Source organism: Acidiferrimicrobium sp. IK (assembly GCF_025499425.1).
Taxonomy (GTDB): Bacteria; Actinomycetota; Acidimicrobiia; order Acidimicrobiales; family Palsa-688; genus Acidiferrimicrobium.
Genome location: NZ_JAIMCB010000007.1, coordinates 230480 through 246125 on the forward strand (window position 1 = coordinate 230480; position 15646 = coordinate 246125).

At 72.8% G+C, this 15646-nt stretch carries 15 protein-coding genes; 10 read left to right on the plus strand and 5 right to left on the minus strand.

The features are described from left to right. Positions 1-53 precede the first annotated feature (53 nt). Complete coding sequence (gene xseB / locus K6U06_RS13705; protein ID WP_262322507.1) at positions 54-308, plus strand: exodeoxyribonuclease VII small subunit; 255 nt, start codon at positions 54-56, stop codon at positions 306-308. Between the two features lie 29 nt (positions 309-337). Beyond that, entirely contained in the window at positions 338-745 is a 408-nt protein-coding gene (locus K6U06_RS13710; protein ID WP_410051050.1) for a rhodanese-like domain-containing protein, read from the plus strand. Between the two features lie 88 nt (positions 746-833). Here the strand turns inward: K6U06_RS13710 and K6U06_RS13715 are convergent, their stop codons facing one another. Further along, entirely contained in the window at positions 834-2096 is a 1263-nt protein-coding gene (locus tag K6U06_RS13715; protein WP_262322509.1) for a metallophosphoesterase family protein, read from the minus strand. A gap of 63 nt (positions 2097-2159) precedes the next feature. After that, complete coding sequence (locus tag K6U06_RS13720; protein ID WP_262322510.1) at positions 2160-4715, minus strand: M1 family metallopeptidase; 2556 nt, start codon at positions 4713-4715, stop codon at positions 2160-2162. Between the two features lie 109 nt (positions 4716-4824). Here K6U06_RS13720 and K6U06_RS13725 point away from each other — a divergent pair, with 109 nt between their 5' ends. Next, a complete protein-coding gene (locus K6U06_RS13725) occupies positions 4825-5811 on the plus strand; it encodes an adenosine kinase (RefSeq protein WP_262322511.1) in 987 nt (328 codons plus the stop codon). An 18-nt stretch (positions 5812-5829) separates the two neighbouring features. On the opposite strand, the gene K6U06_RS13730 is transcribed toward K6U06_RS13725, so the two are convergent. Next, positions 5830-6618, minus strand: coding sequence for an enoyl-CoA hydratase (locus tag K6U06_RS13730; RefSeq protein ID WP_262322512.1), 789 nt, complete (start codon positions 6616-6618; stop codon positions 5830-5832). Between the two features lie 23 nt (positions 6619-6641). Here K6U06_RS13730 and K6U06_RS13735 point away from each other — a divergent pair, with 23 nt between their 5' ends. The 3 genes from K6U06_RS13735 to rsmI all read left to right on the plus strand — a co-directional run bounded on the left by K6U06_RS13735 (position 6642) and on the right by rsmI (position 9056). After that, a complete protein-coding gene (locus K6U06_RS13735) occupies positions 6642-7472 on the plus strand; it encodes a fumarylacetoacetate hydrolase family protein (protein WP_262322513.1) in 831 nt (276 codons plus the stop codon). A 289-nt stretch (positions 7473-7761) separates the two neighbouring features. Then, positions 7762-8166, plus strand: a complete 405-nt coding sequence (locus K6U06_RS13740) for a hypothetical protein (protein ID WP_262322514.1) — start codon at positions 7762-7764, stop codon at positions 8164-8166. Next, complete coding sequence (gene rsmI / locus K6U06_RS13745; RefSeq protein ID WP_262322515.1) at positions 8163-9056, plus strand: 16S rRNA (cytidine(1402)-2'-O)-methyltransferase; 894 nt, start codon at positions 8163-8165, stop codon at positions 9054-9056. Before K6U06_RS13740 ends, rsmI begins: the two co-directional genes overlap by 4 nt. Positions 9057-9084: 28 nt before the next feature. Here rsmI and K6U06_RS13750 read toward each other — a convergent pair whose 3' ends face one another. Together K6U06_RS13750 and K6U06_RS13755 are read right to left on the minus strand one after the other, a co-directional pair. Further along, positions 9085-11373, minus strand: a complete 2289-nt coding sequence (locus tag K6U06_RS13750; RefSeq protein ID WP_262322516.1) for a SpoIIE family protein phosphatase — start codon at positions 11371-11373, stop codon at positions 9085-9087. After that, a complete protein-coding gene (locus K6U06_RS13755) occupies positions 11370-11693 on the minus strand; it encodes an STAS domain-containing protein (RefSeq protein ID WP_262322517.1) in 324 nt (107 codons plus the stop codon). Before K6U06_RS13755 ends, K6U06_RS13750 begins: the two co-directional genes overlap by 4 nt. Positions 11694-11810: 117 nt before the next feature. Between K6U06_RS13755 and K6U06_RS13760 the strand changes: the two genes are divergently transcribed. From K6U06_RS13760 to rsmA, 4 genes are all read left to right on the plus strand, one after another. After that, positions 11811-12266 carry an ATP-binding protein gene (locus K6U06_RS13760; RefSeq protein WP_262322518.1) on the plus strand — a complete coding sequence of 152 codons (456 nt, stop codon included), beginning with the start codon at positions 11811-11813 and terminating at the stop codon, positions 12264-12266. 87 nt (positions 12267-12353) lie between these two features. After that, positions 12354-13859 carry a methionine--tRNA ligase gene (metG, locus tag K6U06_RS13765; protein ID WP_262322519.1) on the plus strand — a complete coding sequence of 502 codons (1506 nt, stop codon included), beginning with the start codon at positions 12354-12356 and terminating at the stop codon, positions 13857-13859. Positions 13860-13867: 8 nt separating this feature from the next. Further along, entirely contained in the window at positions 13868-14632 is a 765-nt protein-coding gene (locus K6U06_RS13770; RefSeq protein ID WP_262322520.1) for a TatD family hydrolase, read from the plus strand. Positions 14633-14662: 30 nt separating this feature from the next. After that, complete coding sequence (gene rsmA, locus K6U06_RS13775; protein WP_262322521.1) at positions 14663-15643, plus strand: 16S rRNA (adenine(1518)-N(6)/adenine(1519)-N(6))-dimethyltransferase RsmA; 981 nt, start codon at positions 14663-14665, stop codon at positions 15641-15643. The last annotated feature ends 3 nt before the right edge of the window (positions 15644-15646 follow it).

Genomic DNA, 15646 nt, shown 5'->3' on the forward strand with positions numbered 1-15646 from the left:
GCCTGCGGGGCGATGGGCCCGCTACGACGAATGGGTGATCTGCGATGGGCGAAGTGACAGCGAAGGACGACGCCGCGGGCGGCGCGGACGACGAGCGGAGCTTCGAGGAGCTGGTCGAGGAGCTGGAAACGGTGACCGAGCAGCTGGCCGGCGGCCAGATCGGCATCGAGCAGGCCGCCGACCTCTACGAGCGGGCCGAGCTGCTGCACCGCCTGGCCCGAGCCCGCCTCGACGCGGTGCAGGCCCGAGTCGACAAGCTGGCCGGGGACCCGGCGGGCGCCGAAGACGGGAGCGACGCGTCGCGGTGACCGGCGTCGAGCGCAGCAGCGTCGGGGCCATGCTGGAGCAGGCCCGGCGCGCTCTGCGGCGGGTCGGGCCGGAGGCCGCCGCCGCGCTGGTGGCCGCCGGCGCGGTGCTCGTCGACATCCGCCCCGTTGACTACCGCCGCGACGAGGGCGTCATACCCGGGGCGTGGATCCTCGAGCGCAACGTCCTCGAATGGCGTCTCGACCCGGCCAGCCCCGACCGCCTCCCCGCAGTCGGCGAAGACATCTACGACCGTCCGGTGATCGTCGTGTGCAACGAGGGTTACGCGTCGAGCCTGGCGGCCGCCAGCCTCCGCCAGCTCGGCTTGGCGCAGGCCACCGACCTCGACGGCGGGTTCAGGGCTTGGGCCGCCGCCGGCCTTCCCGTGGCGCCCGGGCCGGGAGCGCCGAGCGATGCCCGCGCCGACCAGACGGGCTGAGCCTTCGCGTCAGGCGCTGCGTCCGGCCGTCATCGCTTCGTCCGGCCGTCACCGGCGGACCGCCCAACGACCGTCGGGCGGCGGGCGCTTAGGCGGAAGCGGGCCCGGGCCACTCCAGCGACCAGCACCGGTCCGCCAAGGTGCCGGGCGCCCACCGTCCCCACTGCCCTCCTAGAGCCCTCGACGTGGCCTCTGTCCAAGCGATGGCCGGCGGGTCTTGCACCCTGCGGGCGGTCTGCACCAAGCCCCCCTCGAACACCCGGTAGCCGACCCACTGGCCCGGATGGTCCTTCGTCGACGCGGTTTCGGCGCAGGTGATTCCCCACCCGGTGCGAACCCGGTTGCGGTGGGTGTGCCCGGACACGACGACCGAGCAGGGGTTGGCGGCCGCCAAGCGCCGCAGGAGCCTTCCCGACTGGGCCCGGTAGATGCCCGGCGGGTAGCGGAGCGTGGCGACACCGGTGGCCGGCGGGTGGTGCACGACCAGCATGCACGCCCCGGCGGCGGAACCGGCCAGACGGGCTATCCGGTCCGACTGGTCATCGAGGATCTGCCCCCAGCGGTCGCCGGGACCCGGCGTGTGACCAAAGACCAGGCGCAGGCCCGGCAGGTCGCGGGAGCGGACCACCGGCCTGGCGTCGATGCCGTACTCAGCCAGGTACGCCGCGGCGTCGATCCCGTTGCGCACGTCGTGGTTGCCGAGCACCACGTCGGCAGGCACCCCCGACGACTGCAGCAGCCGACCGACGGCGCGAAGCTCCGCCGGCTCCGAGTCACGGGTCAGGTCCCCTTTGACCACCAGGTGGGTCGCGCCCCACTCCAGCGCCTCGCGCACCGCCGCCCGGGCGCAGCGCAGCGGGTAGGGAGCGCTCCCGGCAGGAAGCGGGTGACGGTCCTCGAAGGGGCGTCCCACCCCGAAGCGCCGCTCGCCGATGTGGATGTCATTGAGCGTGGCGAAGCGGTGAAGCAGCGCGCCGGGCGGCCGGTGCAGCGTCCTTGCAGACCCGACCACGCGCCGAGCGCCGCCATCGGGCTCGATCCACACCTGATATTCGGTGTCCGGCTCGAGGCCGTCGAGCACCACCGCCGCCGGTCCCCGCTGGTGGCGGTCGAGGGGCCAGGTGCGCCGCGCGTGGCGCAGCAGATCAGCTGACGGCGTGGTGTGCACCTCGGCGCGCGCCGGGCCGGCCCCGACCACCAGATGGGCGGCGTCGCCGCCGCGCCACGCCACCTGGATCGACTCGTCGTCGACCGAGAAGACATGAGCGCCGCTCACCCCGACGGCCCCGACGTCGTCGCGCTGCGTCGCCGCCGACGGGGCGGGGGCAGCGAGCAGGCCGGGGGTGGGCATCGATCCATCTTTGCGGACGGCCCCCGCCTCGGCGGATCGGCCGGTCACCGGGCGGCCGGTGGTTCAGCCCTCCAGCGCCGCGGCCAGGCCGGGACCGACCCGCCGGGCGAAGGCGCCGTTGACCCGCATCCGCTCGGTGAGCTGCGCGACCCGCGGGCCGCCGACGGGGACCGTCGCGCCCGACAGCCACTCCTCGACTCGGGCCGCGACGTCCGGGTCGACCAGGGCGGTGATGCCTTCGAGCAGCCGGATGAGCAGGTTGGCGGGGTAGCGGTCGAGGACGGCGTCCCAGTGCCCGGTGACCCAGTCCCACGCCCAGGCGCCGCCGGCCCGGTTGGCGAGGACCATCGGCACGACGTAGGGGGCGTCTTGGTTGCGGACCTCGTCGCTCAAGCAGAGGTCCAGGGTCCGGCGCAGCAGGGCTGGATCCGGGGTCTGGGTGAGAGCGAAGAGGTAGCGCACCTTCTCCTGCGGGTTGGTGACCGTGGTGTAGCGCTCCAGCAGCGCCTCCCACTCACCGGCGCCGCCGGCGGCCGCCACGACATTGACCACCGCCCCCCGCAGGTCCGGAGCGAGGGCGTCTCCGCCGTCGCGGTCCGAGCCGAAGCGGCGGGCCGCTTCGGCTCGCACCTCAGGGTCGGCTCCGACCGTGCCGAGCACGCCGAGCAAGCGACCGCGACAGATCGCGGCGCGGTCGGCCTCGCCGGGAGCCGCGTCCCAACCCAGTCGGGCGAACGCGGGACCGACGACCCTATGGGCGAAGGCGGCCAGCGCCGGGAGCTGAGCGTCGGTGGCGACCACCTCGAGCAGTGCCATGGGGGCCAGCGCGGCGCCCCACACGTCAGGATCGTCCTCGTCGCCGAGCGCTCCTACCAGCCTCGCCCAGTCGGCCACCGACGCCTGGCCGGCGAGGACCGCAGCCCAGGTGTCCCCGAGAAGCCCGATGCGTTCCAGCGGGGCCAACCCGGCCAGGCCAGCAGAGCTCAAGGCGGCGAGCAGGTCGGGGCTGTAGCGAACCCGGTAGAACCCGGTGCCGCCGGCGTTGAGCACCGCCCAATCGACAGGCCCGTCGAAGCTGATCGTCGCGCTCGGCTCGTCGAGCAGGACCCGGCGGGTCTCTACCGTCCCGCCGACCGAGGCCCGCAGGCTGAGCGGAACCCCCCACAGCCCTTCGGCGGGCTCCCCGTCGTATACGAAGCGCTGCTGGGAGACCACCAAGCTGCGGCCGTCGTCGCCGGCCTTGACGCTGACCAGCGGATAGCCACCCTGGAAGATCCACGTGTCCATGGTCGCTCGAACCGGTTCGCCGGAGGCGGCCTCGATGGCGTCCCACAAGTCGGTGGTCTCGGTGTTCCCGTAGCTGTGCTGCTTGAGGTAGCGGGCGATGCCCTTGCGGAACTGCTCCTCGCCGAGGTACTGCTCGAGCATCCGCAGCACCGAGCCACCCTTCTGGTAGGTCAACACGTCGAACATGGCGTCGGCCTCGGCCGGCTCGCCCACCTCGAACTCGACCGGCCGGGTGGCCCGCAGGCCGTCGGTGACCATGGCGGCGGCCTTCCCGGCACCGAAAGCGGTCCACACATCCCACTGCGGGCGCAGCGCGTCGGTGGTCTTCAGCTCCATGAACGTGGCGAACGCCTCGTTGAGCCAGATGCCGTTCCACCACTTCATGGTCACCAGGTCCCCGAACCACATGTGGGCGGTCTCGTGGGCGATGACCGTCGCCACCCGCTGCAGCTCCAGCTGCGACGCCCGAGCCTCGTCGAGGAGCAGAGCGGTCTCCCGGTAGGTGACGCAGCCGAGGTTCTCCATGGCCCCGAACGCGAAGTCGGGGATCGCCACATGGTCGATCTTGCTGGCCGGGTAAGGGATCTCGAAGTAGCCGGCCAGGTAGGTCAGGGCGTGCTCCGCGGCGGCGACGGCATAAGGGGTGAGGTGACTTCGGCCGGGGGGCGCGGCGACCCGCAGCGGGACGCCTTGAACGTCGCGGGGTTCGGTGAGCTCGAACTCGCCGACGATGAACGCCACGAGATACGTCGACATCACCATCGTCTCGGCGAACCGAACCCGCCGGGTGCCGTCGCCGATCGGCTCGTCGCTCACCACGTCACCGTTGGAGATCGCGGTGAGGCCCTCCTCTACGACGAGGGTCACCGCGAACGTCGCTTTGAAGTCCGGCTCGTCCCAGCACGGGAACGCCCGGCGCGCGTCCGCCGCCTCGAACTGTGTCGTCGCCAGTGTCCGCACGGTGCCGTCGTCAGCGGTGTAAGTGGAGCGGTAGAACCCGCGCAGCTTGTCGTTGAGCACACCGGTGAACTCCAAAGCCAGCTGCCACGAGCCCGCTTCGAGCGGTGCGTCGAGGCTGATGGTCGCCCGCTCGGTCGCCTCGTCGGTGCTCACCTTGCCGGTCACCTTGCGCCCGTCCGGCCCGGTGAACGTCGCGCCCGGAATGTCGAGCTCCGCGGCGTTGAGCACCACCGTGTCGGTCGCCGCCTCCACCCGCACCTCGATGTCGACCCGGCCCTTGAACGTCGCGGCGGCCAGGTCCGGGACCAGCTCGAGGAGGTAACGCTCGGGTATGACGGTGCGGGGCAGGCGGTGGCTCGGCTGGTCTGACAACTACGGCCTCGATTCTCGGGCGGCTGGCACTGAAGCGAACCACCCTATGCCCGCCCACCCGGTAAGGCCGCCTCGTGAGGCCGGTCCCGACCCCACTACCGTTTGCCCGATGCGCGCTGCCCCCCGAGTGGTCACCGTCGGCCATGCCATCGTCGACGTACTAACCGCCGTCCCCGACGAGATCGTCGCCGGCTTCGGTCTGTCCAAAGGCACCATGACCCTCGTCGACGAGGCTCAGTCCGAGGCCATGTACCGGACGTTGGTGGACACCACCGCGGTGTCGGGGGGATCCGCGGCCAACACCGCGGTCGGCGTCGCCGAGCTGGGCGCCCGGGTGGCGTTCCTCGGCAAGGTGCGCGACGACGAGCTGGGCGCGATCTTCGCCAAGGACATCCGCGCCGCCGGCGTCGAGTTCAGCGTCCCTCTCGGCCACGACGGTCCCGGCACCGGCCGCTGCATCGTCATGGTCACCTCCGACGCGGAGAAGACCATGTGCACCATGCTCGGCATCGGAGACCTCCTGGGCCCCGACGACATCGACGTCGAGGCGGTCGCGGGGGCTGACGTCGTCTACCTCGAGGGGTACCTGTGCGGGCTGCACAGCACCGACGCCACCGTCGAGCGGACCATCGCCACCGCGGAGGCCGCCGGCACGCTGGTTTCGCTGTCGCTGTCAGACCCGTTCTGGGTCGAGCTGCACGGCGACGCGCTGGACCCCCTGCTCGACCGGGTCGACCTGCTGTTCGGCAACGAGCAGGAGGCGTGCGGGATGGCCGGCACCGACGACTTCGAGAAGGCCCTCGCCATCCTCAGCCGCCGTTGCGCCACCGTCGCGGTGACCCGGGGCGCGGCAGGCTCGGTCGTCGCCGCCGACGGTCGGGTCAGCGAGATCCCCGCCGAGCCGGTTGGGCGGGTCGTCGACACCACCGGGGCCGGAGACCTGTTCGCAGCCGGCTACCTCTATGGCGTGGTGTCGGGTTTCGACCCGGCGCGCTGCGCCCGCCTCGGCGGCCTGGCGGCTGCCGAGGTCATCAGCCACATGGGCGCCCGGCCGCAGGTTCCCCTCTCCGGGCTGATCGCCCGCAGCGAGGCCTGAGAGGGCCCGCCGGCCCCGTCAGCTGAGCCGGCTGCCTCTGGCGATGATCTCGTCGCGCCGAGCGGCGACGGTCGCCGCGTCGAAGCTGCGGGCCTTCCATGCCCGTGCAGCCTCCAACTCGTTGGCCGTCGCATCCGCCCCGGTCATCGCCGCGCCGGCGCGGTACACGCCGAGCAGGGTGGTCGCGGCGAGCGGGTCGAGCTCGCCAACCGCGGCGGCCATCGCCGCGGCGGTCGAGAGGAGCTGGTCGTGGGGGACCACCGCGCTGACCAGCCCCCACGCGGCGGCCTGGTCACCGGTCACGAAGCGACCGGTCAAGCTCATGTCCAGAGCCCGGGCCAGCCCCACGGCAGCGGGTAGGCGGACCGTCAGGCCGGCGCCGGGCATCACCCCGACCCGGGCGTGGGTGTCCGCGAACCGGGCCCGCTGCGACGCGATGCGAATGTCGCACTGCAGCGCCACCTCGAGGCCGCCGGTGACCGCGGCGCCGTTGATGGCGCCGATCACCGGCGTGGCGATGGTCGGCCAGAAACCTCCCCGCGTCCCGCCCTCCAGCAGCGCCCCTTCACCGCGGCCCAGATCCCGAAGGTCGAGGCCGGCGCAAAACGCCGGGTCGGCGCCGGTCAAGACGATGACGCGGACCAGCGGGTCGGCGTCCAACTCCACCATCGTGGTCGCCAGCGCGTCGATCAACTCCCGGTTGAGGGCGTTTCGCGCCGCCGGCCGGTTGAGCACAACGGTAGCCACGCCGGCGCTGATCGTGGTGAGGAGGACAGACGGCGACAGTGGCGTCTCGTGGGTGGTCATGTGCGACTGCCTACCATCGCTGCATGCGTCTCACCGCCTACCTCGACAACGGCCGCCCGACGATGGGCGTGGTGATCGGCGACCTCGTGTCACCCCTGACCACCGTCCAAGGCTTCTACGAGGACGTCCCTGGCTGGTTGGCGGAGGCCGCCCAGACGGAGGAGGGCACCCGCCCAGCTGCAGAGCTGACCCCGGCGATCCCGGTGCCGGAGACCGCCAAGGTCGTCTGCGTCGCCCTCAACTACCCGATGCACGCCCAGGAGACCAAGAACGAGCTCCCGGCGCTGCCCAACCTCTTCGCCCGCTGGTGGGCGACCCTGGTCGCTGACGGCGAGCCGATCCCGGTCCCGGACGCGGAGCCCGGCTTGGACTGGGAGGTGGAGCTGGCCGTGGTCATCGGCTCACCGTTGCGGGCCGTGGCCGCCGCCGACGCGGCGGCCGGGATCCTCGGCTACACGGTGTTCAACGACGTCAGCGCCCGAACCCACCAGCAGGCCACCTCCCAGTGGGCCAACGGCAAGAACGCCGACCAGAGCGGTCCGATCGCGTCGGCCATCGTCACCGCCGACGAGCTTGACCCTTCGGACCTGCGGCTGTGGACGCAGGTCAACGGGGAGATGATGCAAGACGGTCGCACCTCCGAGATGGCGATCAAGATCCCGGAGCTGCTCGAGTACGCCACCCGGACCATCACCCTGCGGCCAGGTGACGTGGTGGCCACCGGCACGCCGGCTGGTGTCGGGTTCCGACGCCAGCCTCCGGTATTGATGCACCCCGGCGACGTGGTCGAGGTCGGCGTGGAGGGGATCGCGACGGTCCGTAACCCCATCGTCGACGCCAGCCACAGGCACTGAGTCCCAGCTACAGGCACTGAGTCCCAGCTACAGGCACTGAGTCCCAGCTACAGGCACTGAGTCCCAGGCAAACGCTCCGGTGGCCAGCTGCCGCCGCTGGGTCGCGGCCAGCGCCGCGGTCGCCGGCGGCTGACCGCTCGGCTCAGCCGCGGCCCCGGTTGGGCTTGCGGCCGTGGTTGGCCTTCTTCCTCTTGGCCCGGAGGCGGGCCTTGTGCGTGCGCTTGGACATGGCCGACCACGATAGGCGAGGGAACCCCCGCTCGGCTAGGCGGGGGGTAGCCTCGCAGGGATGTCGGCAGCGACCCGGAGGTTCGAGCAGGGAGGGACCGGGAGCTGGCTGGTACGCAACGACGACGTCCTCGCCGCGCTGGGCGCGCCGCCGGCAGGGCGCGTGGTCCAAGCGCCGCCGGCGCCCGCAGTGGTCCTCGGCCACAGCGCCCTGCTGCACAGCACCCGATCCGCCGGCGGGATGGACGTCGCTTGGTGCCGGCCGGCGGAGGCCGGCGGAGTCACCGGCCAGGCCGTGGATCCAGACGAGGCCGGCGAAGTCGAGGTCCGCCGGATTCGTACCCTCCGTGCCGGGTGGCCGATGCTGGTGCGCCCCGGCGCCGGTGTCGTGGTGCTGGCCGAGGCCGGCGCGTTCGACCGCTGGGGCCTTCGAGTAGGCGACCGCCTGGCACTGCGGGGCCGGTGACCGACCGACCATCTGCCGGCGAGGAGCCCGCCGGCCCCGGCCCCTCCGCCGGGGGCCGGGTGGTGCTCGTCGGCACGCCGATCGGGAACCTGGGGGACCTCTCGCCCCGCGCCCAGGAGATCCTGCAGCAAGCCGACGTGATCTGCTGCGAGGACACCCGGCGTACCCGTGCGCTGCTCTCCGCGTTCGGGATTCCCGCCGGCTCCCGGCTGCGGGCGCTGCACGCCCACAACGAAGCGGCGGCCGCCGACGCCGCGGTGCGCCAGGCGGCGGCCGGCGCGACCGTGGCCATGGTCAGCGATGCCGGCATGCCGGGGATCTCCGACCCCGGCGAGCGGCTGGTGGCCGCCGCGGTCGCGGCGGGGGTCCCCGTGGACGTCGTTCCCGGCCCGGCAGCCGCGATCACCGCAGTGGTGCTCTCGGGCCTCCCGGCGGGGCGATGGTGCTTCGAGGGGTTCCTTCCCCGCCAGGGGCAGGCCCGGGCTCAGCGGCTCGCCGCGGTCGCGGTCGACGAGCGCACCACCGTCATCTACGAGTCCCCGCACCGGGTAGCCAGGACCTTGGAGGACCTCCGCCAGGCGTGCGGCGACGACCGCCCGGTGGCGTGCGTCCGGGAGCTGACCAAGCTGCACCAAGAGGTGTGGCGGGGCAGCGCAGCCGGGGCGGTGCGGTGGGTGGAGGACCATCCGCCGCGAGGGGAGTGGGTGGTGGTGGTCGGAGGCGCCCCGCCGGTCTCCGTCGGCGCCGACGCGGTGGCCGACGCTCTCGGCGCGGCGCTCGACGCCGGCGTGGACCGCCGCCGAGCGGTCGCCGACGTGGCCCGGACCCTCAAGGTCCCCAAACGGCAGGTCTACGACGCCGCGCTGGCCATGCCGTGGCCGGCCCGCTGACCTGGCCCGCCCCGCCGGCCGGGACGCTTCACGCTCGCCGGACCGCCAGCACGGTGACATCGTCGGGGCGCCCGTCAGCGGCCAGGCGTTCCACCAGCCCCTGGCACAGCGCCTCGGGTTCGGCCGGCAGGCCCGCGGCTGCTTCTCGAAGCCGGCGCAGGCCGTCGTCGATCGACTCGCCTCGCCGCTCGATGAGCCCGTCGGAGTACAAGACCAGGACCTCGCCCGGCGCGAGCCGGTCGGCGGTGGCATCGAACCTGGCGCCGGCCCGGACGCCGAGGGCTGGCCCCCGGCTGCCGCCCAGGTACCGGGAGCCGGCGCCAGCGGCGACCAGCGGCGGGACGTGGCCGGCGCTGACCCACCGCAGCCGGCCGTCGGCCGGGTCGAGCACCGCGACCAAGGTGGTGGCGATGTCGTCGGGCAGCACCCAGTTGGCCAGATCGTTGAGCCGGGCCAGGGCCTGCTCGGGGCCCTCCTCGCGCAGGAGGTAGGCCCGCAGCCCCTGGCGGAGCTGGGCGGTGACCGCCGAGGCCATCAGGCCGTGGCCGGCGACGTCGCCGATGGCCAGCGCGCACAGCCCGTCGGGCAGGCTGAGCAGCTCGAACCAGTCGCCTCCCACAGGCTGGTCGCCGCCGGGCAGGTACCGCATGGCCGACTCGATCCCCCGGATCGCCGGGAGTCCCTCCAGAAGGAGGGTGCGCTGCAGCGCGGCGGTTACCTCGCTTTGTTCGAAGGCCCGCCGCAGCACCAGGTCCGACAGCCCTCGGCCGAGATCAAGGGCCTCGTCGAGATCGGCGGGGTCCCAGGGCCGGCTGCGCAGCCCGACCCGCTCGACCCACACCTCGAACGACGAGCGCGGCGAGAGGCGCAGCCCCGCCGGGGACCGCTGCGCCTTCTGGTGGCGGGGGTCGCCGGCCCAGGCCACCTCCCGCTGCCATTCCGGGCGGGTCCAAAGCACGTAGCGGTCCGGGGAGTCGCCTACGCGTACCGCCAGGGCGCCGGCGACTTCGGGGGCCAGCCCGGCCCACCGGGGGTCTAGCTGCGCCAGGTGGTCGGTGGCGCCGACCCCGCGCTGTTCGCCGTCGTCGAGCAGCGCGGCCGCGACGGCGTCCGCGTCGGCCAGGTCCAGGGCGGCCCCCTCCGCCAAGGCTGTGCCCCCGAGGCGGACGGTCACCCCGCTGGCGTCGACCAGGCCGAGGAGGTCCTCGCCGGCGGCGCCCGTCCCGTCTTCCTCCCGGCGGGCGGCGATCGCGGCGATCGCCCTGGAGCGCAGCGAGCCGCGCTCGGCTCGGCGCTCGGCCCGGTCGGCCATCTCCCGCTGCGCGAGGAGGATCGACGCGGTTCTCGCCAGCATCTCGGCGGCGGCCCGGACCCGGTAAGGCGGGCGGTGGGGGCCGGTGTAGTGGTGGCAGGCGATGAGTCCCCACAGGCGCCCGTCGATGACGACCGACACCGACATCGACGCGGCCACGCCCATGTTGCGGAGGTACTCGAGATGCACCGGGGAGACCGAACGCAGCATCGCCCCGCTCAGATCCAGCGGTCCCTCGCCGTCCGTGCCGCCGGAGGGCACCAAGGGGACCGGCGTGTACTCCGACGTCGGGATTAGCCGCAGCCAGTTGGTGGTGTACAACGCCCGGGCTTGGGCGGGGATGTCGGTGGCGGGGTAGCGCAGCCCGAGGAATGGCTCCAGCCCCGGCGCTTTGCGCTCCGCGATGACCTCCCCGTCCCACTCCGGCGTGAAGCGGTAGGTCATCACCCGGTCGAAGCCGGTCAGCTCGGCGACGAGGTCGGTCAGCTCGTCGACCAGCTCGCTCACCGACGAGGCGCGAGGCAGGCGGTGCAGCGCGGCGCGCAGCTGCTGGTACCACCCGAGCGCACCCCCGACGCCGACCCCAAAGTTGCCGCTGCGTTGGTCCTCAGCCGGCTCCAGCTCGACGAACAACAGGCCCGAGCCGCGGTGGATGACGGCGTCCAAGGCGCGTCCGCCCACGGTCACCGCCAAGGGGTTGAGGGCTTCGATGTCCTCGTCCGGGGACCCTCCGAGCAGGCCGGCCAGCGCGTCGGCGATCACCGCCCCCGGCCCGGCGGGGAGCGGCCTGCCGAGCAGCTCGGGGAGCGGAGCGTCCAACAGGGCGGACGCGTTGTCCGACGCCGCGACCACCACCAGCTCCGGTTCGCGCACCGCCAGCAGCCAGCCGTGAGGCTGGATCGCGCCGGGGACACGGATCGGTTCGGCGGCGCACCCTTCGAGCGGGTCCGCTTCCCCGTCCACGGCGGCCGGGTCCGGGTCGCCGGCGCCGGGCGAGGCGCTCACTCGCCGACGGTCGGTTGGACCCCGAGTGCGTCGAGCAAGCCGAGCAGATCGAGGACCCGCCACACCTCGTAGTTGTCCGCAGGGCAGACGAAGTCGATCGAGCGGCCCGCTTCGGCCGCCCGCCTGGCCAGCTGCACAAAGTAGCGGCAGGCCGTGGAGTCGATGAACGTGGTCGGGCTCAGGTCGATCACCACCGAGCGGTCAGCGTCGATGCCCTCCACCGCGGCGCGAAGCGTCGGCGTGGTAGCGATGTCCAGCTCGCCTCTCACGCGGGCGACGACGGCCGCAGTGCTGTCGTCAAGCTCGACCTCGAAGTTCATCTGCTACCGCCCGACGACGTCACTTTCACCAGCAACTTTAAGTCACCACCAGAGTGGGTACATACGATGGCCGTTGGGCACTTCCCGCCAGCCTTGGAGCCTCCCCGAACCTCTCCGATGCAGATCCTCTACTCCCTCCGCCTCCCACCCGACGTCGAGTCGGTGCCGCTGGTGCGGGGGATCCTGCGTTCGAGCATGGAGCAGCTCGGGGTTGACCGCCGTTGCGTGGCCGACGTCGCCTTGGCGGTGACCGAAGCCTGCGCCAACGTCATCACCCACGCCCGCGGGGTCGGGCACGACTACGAGGTCCAAGTCGAGTTCGACCCCGACGCCTGCCACATCCGGGTGATCGACACCGGCGACGGGTTCGACCCCGCGGCGATCGAGCAGGCCGGAGACTTCGCAGAAAGCGGCAGGGGTGTCACGTTGATGAGGGCGCTGGTCGACGACTTGCACTTCATGCCCAGAGGTGACGGGGAGCAGTCCGGGACGATGGTGCACCTGACCAAGCGGCTGTTTCTCGACGCCGGGTCTGCGCTCAAGGCGCTGGCCGTCAACCCCGACGGAGCCTGAGTCCCCCGGAGCCGGCCAGCCCGCCGCCGGAGCGGCTCTCGGACGATTCGCAGCGGCCCCGGTGCGCCGGACCTGTACCCTGCGGCGGTGGCCCGGTTCTACGTCACCACACCCATCTACTACGTCAACGACGCGCCCCACATCGGGCACGCCTACACGACGGTCACGGCCGACGCGCTGGCTCGATGGCATCGCCTTCTCGGTGACGACGTCTGGTTCCTCACCGGGACCGACGAGCACGGCTTGAAGATGCAGCGGGCCGCGGAGGCCAACGGGCTCACACCCATCGAGCAGGCCGACCGTTACTCGCAGCGCTTCCGGGAGGCGTGGGCGCAGCTCGACATCACCAACGACGACTTCATCCGCACCAGCGAACCCCGCCACTACAAGGCCGTCCAGGCGCTCATGCAGGCCGCCTACGACAACGGCTGGATCGAGCTGGGGACCTACGAGGGCCTGTACTGCGTGCACTGCGAGGCCTACTACGCGGAGAGCGAGCTGGTCGAAGGCAACCTGTGCCCGATCCATCGCCGGCCCGTCGAGCACATGACCGAAGAGAACTACTTCTTCAAGCTGTCGGCGTTCGGGGACCGGCTGCTCGAGTGGTACGACTCCAGTCCGACCACGGTGATACCCGAGAGCAAGCGCAACGAGGCCGCCGGGTTGGTCAAAGGCGGCCTGCGCGACATCTCCATCTCCCGGACGTCCATCTCCTGGGGAGTCCCGGTGCCGTGGGACCCCCGCCACGTCTTCTACGTCTGGTACGACGCGCTGATCAACTACGCCACCGCGGTCGGCTACGGGGAGGACCCGGAGCGCTTCGCCACGTGGTGGCCGAGCGTGCAGCACCTGGTCGGCAAGGACATCCTCCGGTTCCACTGCGTGTACTGGCCGGCGCTTCTCATGGCGGCGGGCATCGACCCGCCCCACGGCGTGGCGGTGCATGGGTTCCTGCTCGTCGGCGGCGAGAAGATGTCCAAGACCTCCCTCAACCAGATCGCCCCCGCAGACCTGGTGGAGACGTTCGGCGTTGACGGCTTCCGCTACCACTTCCTGCGCGACCAGCCCTTCGGGCCCGACGGCGACTTCTCCTTCGAGGGCATGGTCGCCCGCTACAACGCGGACCTGGCCAACAACCTCGGCAACCTGTTGAACCGGGTGGCCACGGTGGTGGGTAAAAAGTGCGGGGGTGTGGGACCGGCCCCCGACCCCGACAGCCGCCTGGCCGCGGTCGCCAAGGAGGGCTACGACACGGCCGCAGCAGCATGGGCACGGGTCGCGCCCAGCGAGGCCCTCGAGGCCACCTGGCGGCTGGTGCGCGAGACCAACGCCGCCCTGGAGGCCGCCGAGCCGTGGAAGGCCGAGCCGGGTCCGGGTGTCGACAAGGTCCTCGGGGACGCCCTCGAGGCGCTGCGCATCATGGCGGTCATGGCCACCCCGGCGCTGCCCAACAAGTGCGAGGAGATCTGGCGGCGGATCGGGCTGCCCGGCGTTCCGAGCGAGCAGCGGTTGCCGGACGCGGCCCGGTGGGGCGGCTATCCAGGCGGGCTGACCGTGCTCACCGGCCCGCCCATTTTCCCAAGGATCAGCTGACCGGCCACATGTGGACCGACAGTCACTGCCACGTACCGTATGAAGGCCTCGACGCGACCGAAGACGAACTGGTCGCGCAGGCCCACGCCGCCGGCGTCGACCGGATGATCACCGTCGGCACCGACGCGGCCCAGTCGGCCGCGGCGATCGACGCCGCTCGCCGCCACCCCCGGATGTGGGCCACCGTCGGCCTCCACCCCCATGACGCGTCGCAGGGAGTGGCCACCATCGAGGGGCTCCTCGCCGACCCCGACCCCCTCGTCGTCGCGGTCGGCGAGTGCGGCCTCGACTACTTCTACGAGCACTCGCCCCGCGACGCCCAGCGATCGGCGTTCGCGGCCCAGATCGGCCTGGCCCGAGACCGCGACCTGGCGCTGGTGATCCACACCAGGGACGCGTGGGACGACACCTTCGACATCCTGGCGTCGGAGGGAGTCCCCGAGCGGACCGTGGTCCATTGCTTCACCGGCGGCCCCGAAGAGGCCCGCCGCGCCCTCGACCTGGGGGCGTGGCTTTCGTTCAGCGGCATCATCACCTTCAAGACTGCCGGCGCCGTCCGCGATGCGGCCGCGCTGTGCCCGTTGGAGCGGATGCTGGTCGAGACCGACGCGCCGTTCCTGGCCCCGGTGCCCCACCGGGGAAAACCGAACCGCCCGGCCCTGGTACCCGTCGTCGGAGCGGCGGTCGCCGCTGCCCGGGGCGTCGGCGTCGACGAGGTCGAGGCGGCCACCGCGGCCGCCGCCACCGCGGTGTTCCGCCTTCCCGGTGCGTAGCCGCCCCGGGCCGACGGCGAGGCCCCGGCCGTGACCCACAGCCACCGCGAGCTCACCGCCCTCCTCGACCAGCACGGGCTTCACCCCAGCCGCGCCCTCGGCCAGAACTTCGTCGCCGACGCCAACACCGTGCGCCGCATCGCCCGCCTCGCCGACGTCGGGCCCGGGGACCGGGTGCTCGAGATCGGCGCCGGTCTCGGCAGCCTGACCTTGGCCCTGGCTGACACCGGAGCGTCGGTGACCGCCGTGGAGGTGGACCGCCACCTGGTGCCGGTCCTGCGCTCGGTGGTCGGTGATCGTGCGGCGGTGGTCGAGGGCGACGCCACCCGCCTCGACTGGGACACGGTGCTCGGCGGCGACGCGGGCTGGGTGCTGGTGGCCAACCTGCCCTACAACGTGGCCACGCCGCTGGTGGCCGACCTGCTCGACTTCGTTCCCGGCGTCGCCCGCATGCTGGTGATGGTGCAAAAAGAGGTCGGGGAGCGGCTCGCGGCCGGTCCCGGCGACGCGGCCTACGGGGCGGTGTCGGTCAAGGTTTCCTACTGGGCGACCGCCCGCGTCGCCGGGCTGGTGCCTCCCACCGTGTTCGTTCCCCGCCCCAACGTGGACTCCGCGCTCGTCGCCATCACCCGCCGGCCGGCGCCGGCGGTGGACCCGGCGCTGGTCGGCCCCGAAGAGCTGTTCGCGCTGGTGCGGGCCGGCTTCGCGCAACGCCGGAAGATGCTGCGCCGGGCTCTCGCCGGCGTCGCCAGCCCGGCTGCGTTCGAGGCCGCCGGCATCGCCCCCACCGCCCGGGCCGAGGAGCTGTCGGTCGAGGCGTGGGGCGCGCTGGCCGCGGCCATCGCAGCGGGCCGCGCCGGCGCCGGCCGCGAGGCCGAGGCCGGCAGCCGGGGCGAGGGCGGTGAGGCTGGCGGGCGCGGTGAGGGCGGGCACGGTGAGGGCGGGCGCGGTGAGGCTGGCGAAACGTCCGTTCGTCCGCCGGCGTCGGCCGGGCCCGCGGGGCGCCGGTGACCA

Bases quoted from the DNA above. Each gene is read 5' to 3' on its own strand.
- K6U06_RS13710 (WP_410051050.1), top strand. From the start codon at position 338: ATGCTGGAGCAGGCCCGGCGCGCTCTGCGGCGGGTCGGGCCGGAGGCC.
- K6U06_RS13715 (WP_262322509.1), bottom strand. From the start codon at position 2,096: ATGCCCACCCCCGGCCTGCTCGCTGCCCCCGCCCCGTCGGCGGCGACG.
- K6U06_RS13725 (WP_262322511.1), top strand. From the start codon at position 4,825: ATGCGCGCTGCCCCCCGAGTGGTCACCGTCGGCCATGCCATCGTCGAC.
- K6U06_RS13730 (WP_262322512.1), bottom strand. From the start codon at position 6,618: ATGACCACCCACGAGACGCCACTGTCGCCGTCTGTCCTCCTCACCACG.
- K6U06_RS13735 (WP_262322513.1), top strand. From the start codon at position 6,642: ATGCGTCTCACCGCCTACCTCGACAACGGCCGCCCGACGATGGGCGTG.
- K6U06_RS13740 (WP_262322514.1), top strand. From the start codon at position 7,762: ATGTCGGCAGCGACCCGGAGGTTCGAGCAGGGAGGGACCGGGAGCTGG.
- K6U06_RS13755 (WP_262322517.1), bottom strand. From the start codon at position 11,693: ATGAACTTCGAGGTCGAGCTTGACGACAGCACTGCGGCCGTCGTCGCC.
- K6U06_RS13760 (WP_262322518.1), top strand. From the start codon at position 11,811: ATGCAGATCCTCTACTCCCTCCGCCTCCCACCCGACGTCGAGTCGGTG.
- K6U06_RS13770 (WP_262322520.1), top strand. From the start codon at position 13,868: ATGTGGACCGACAGTCACTGCCACGTACCGTATGAAGGCCTCGACGCG.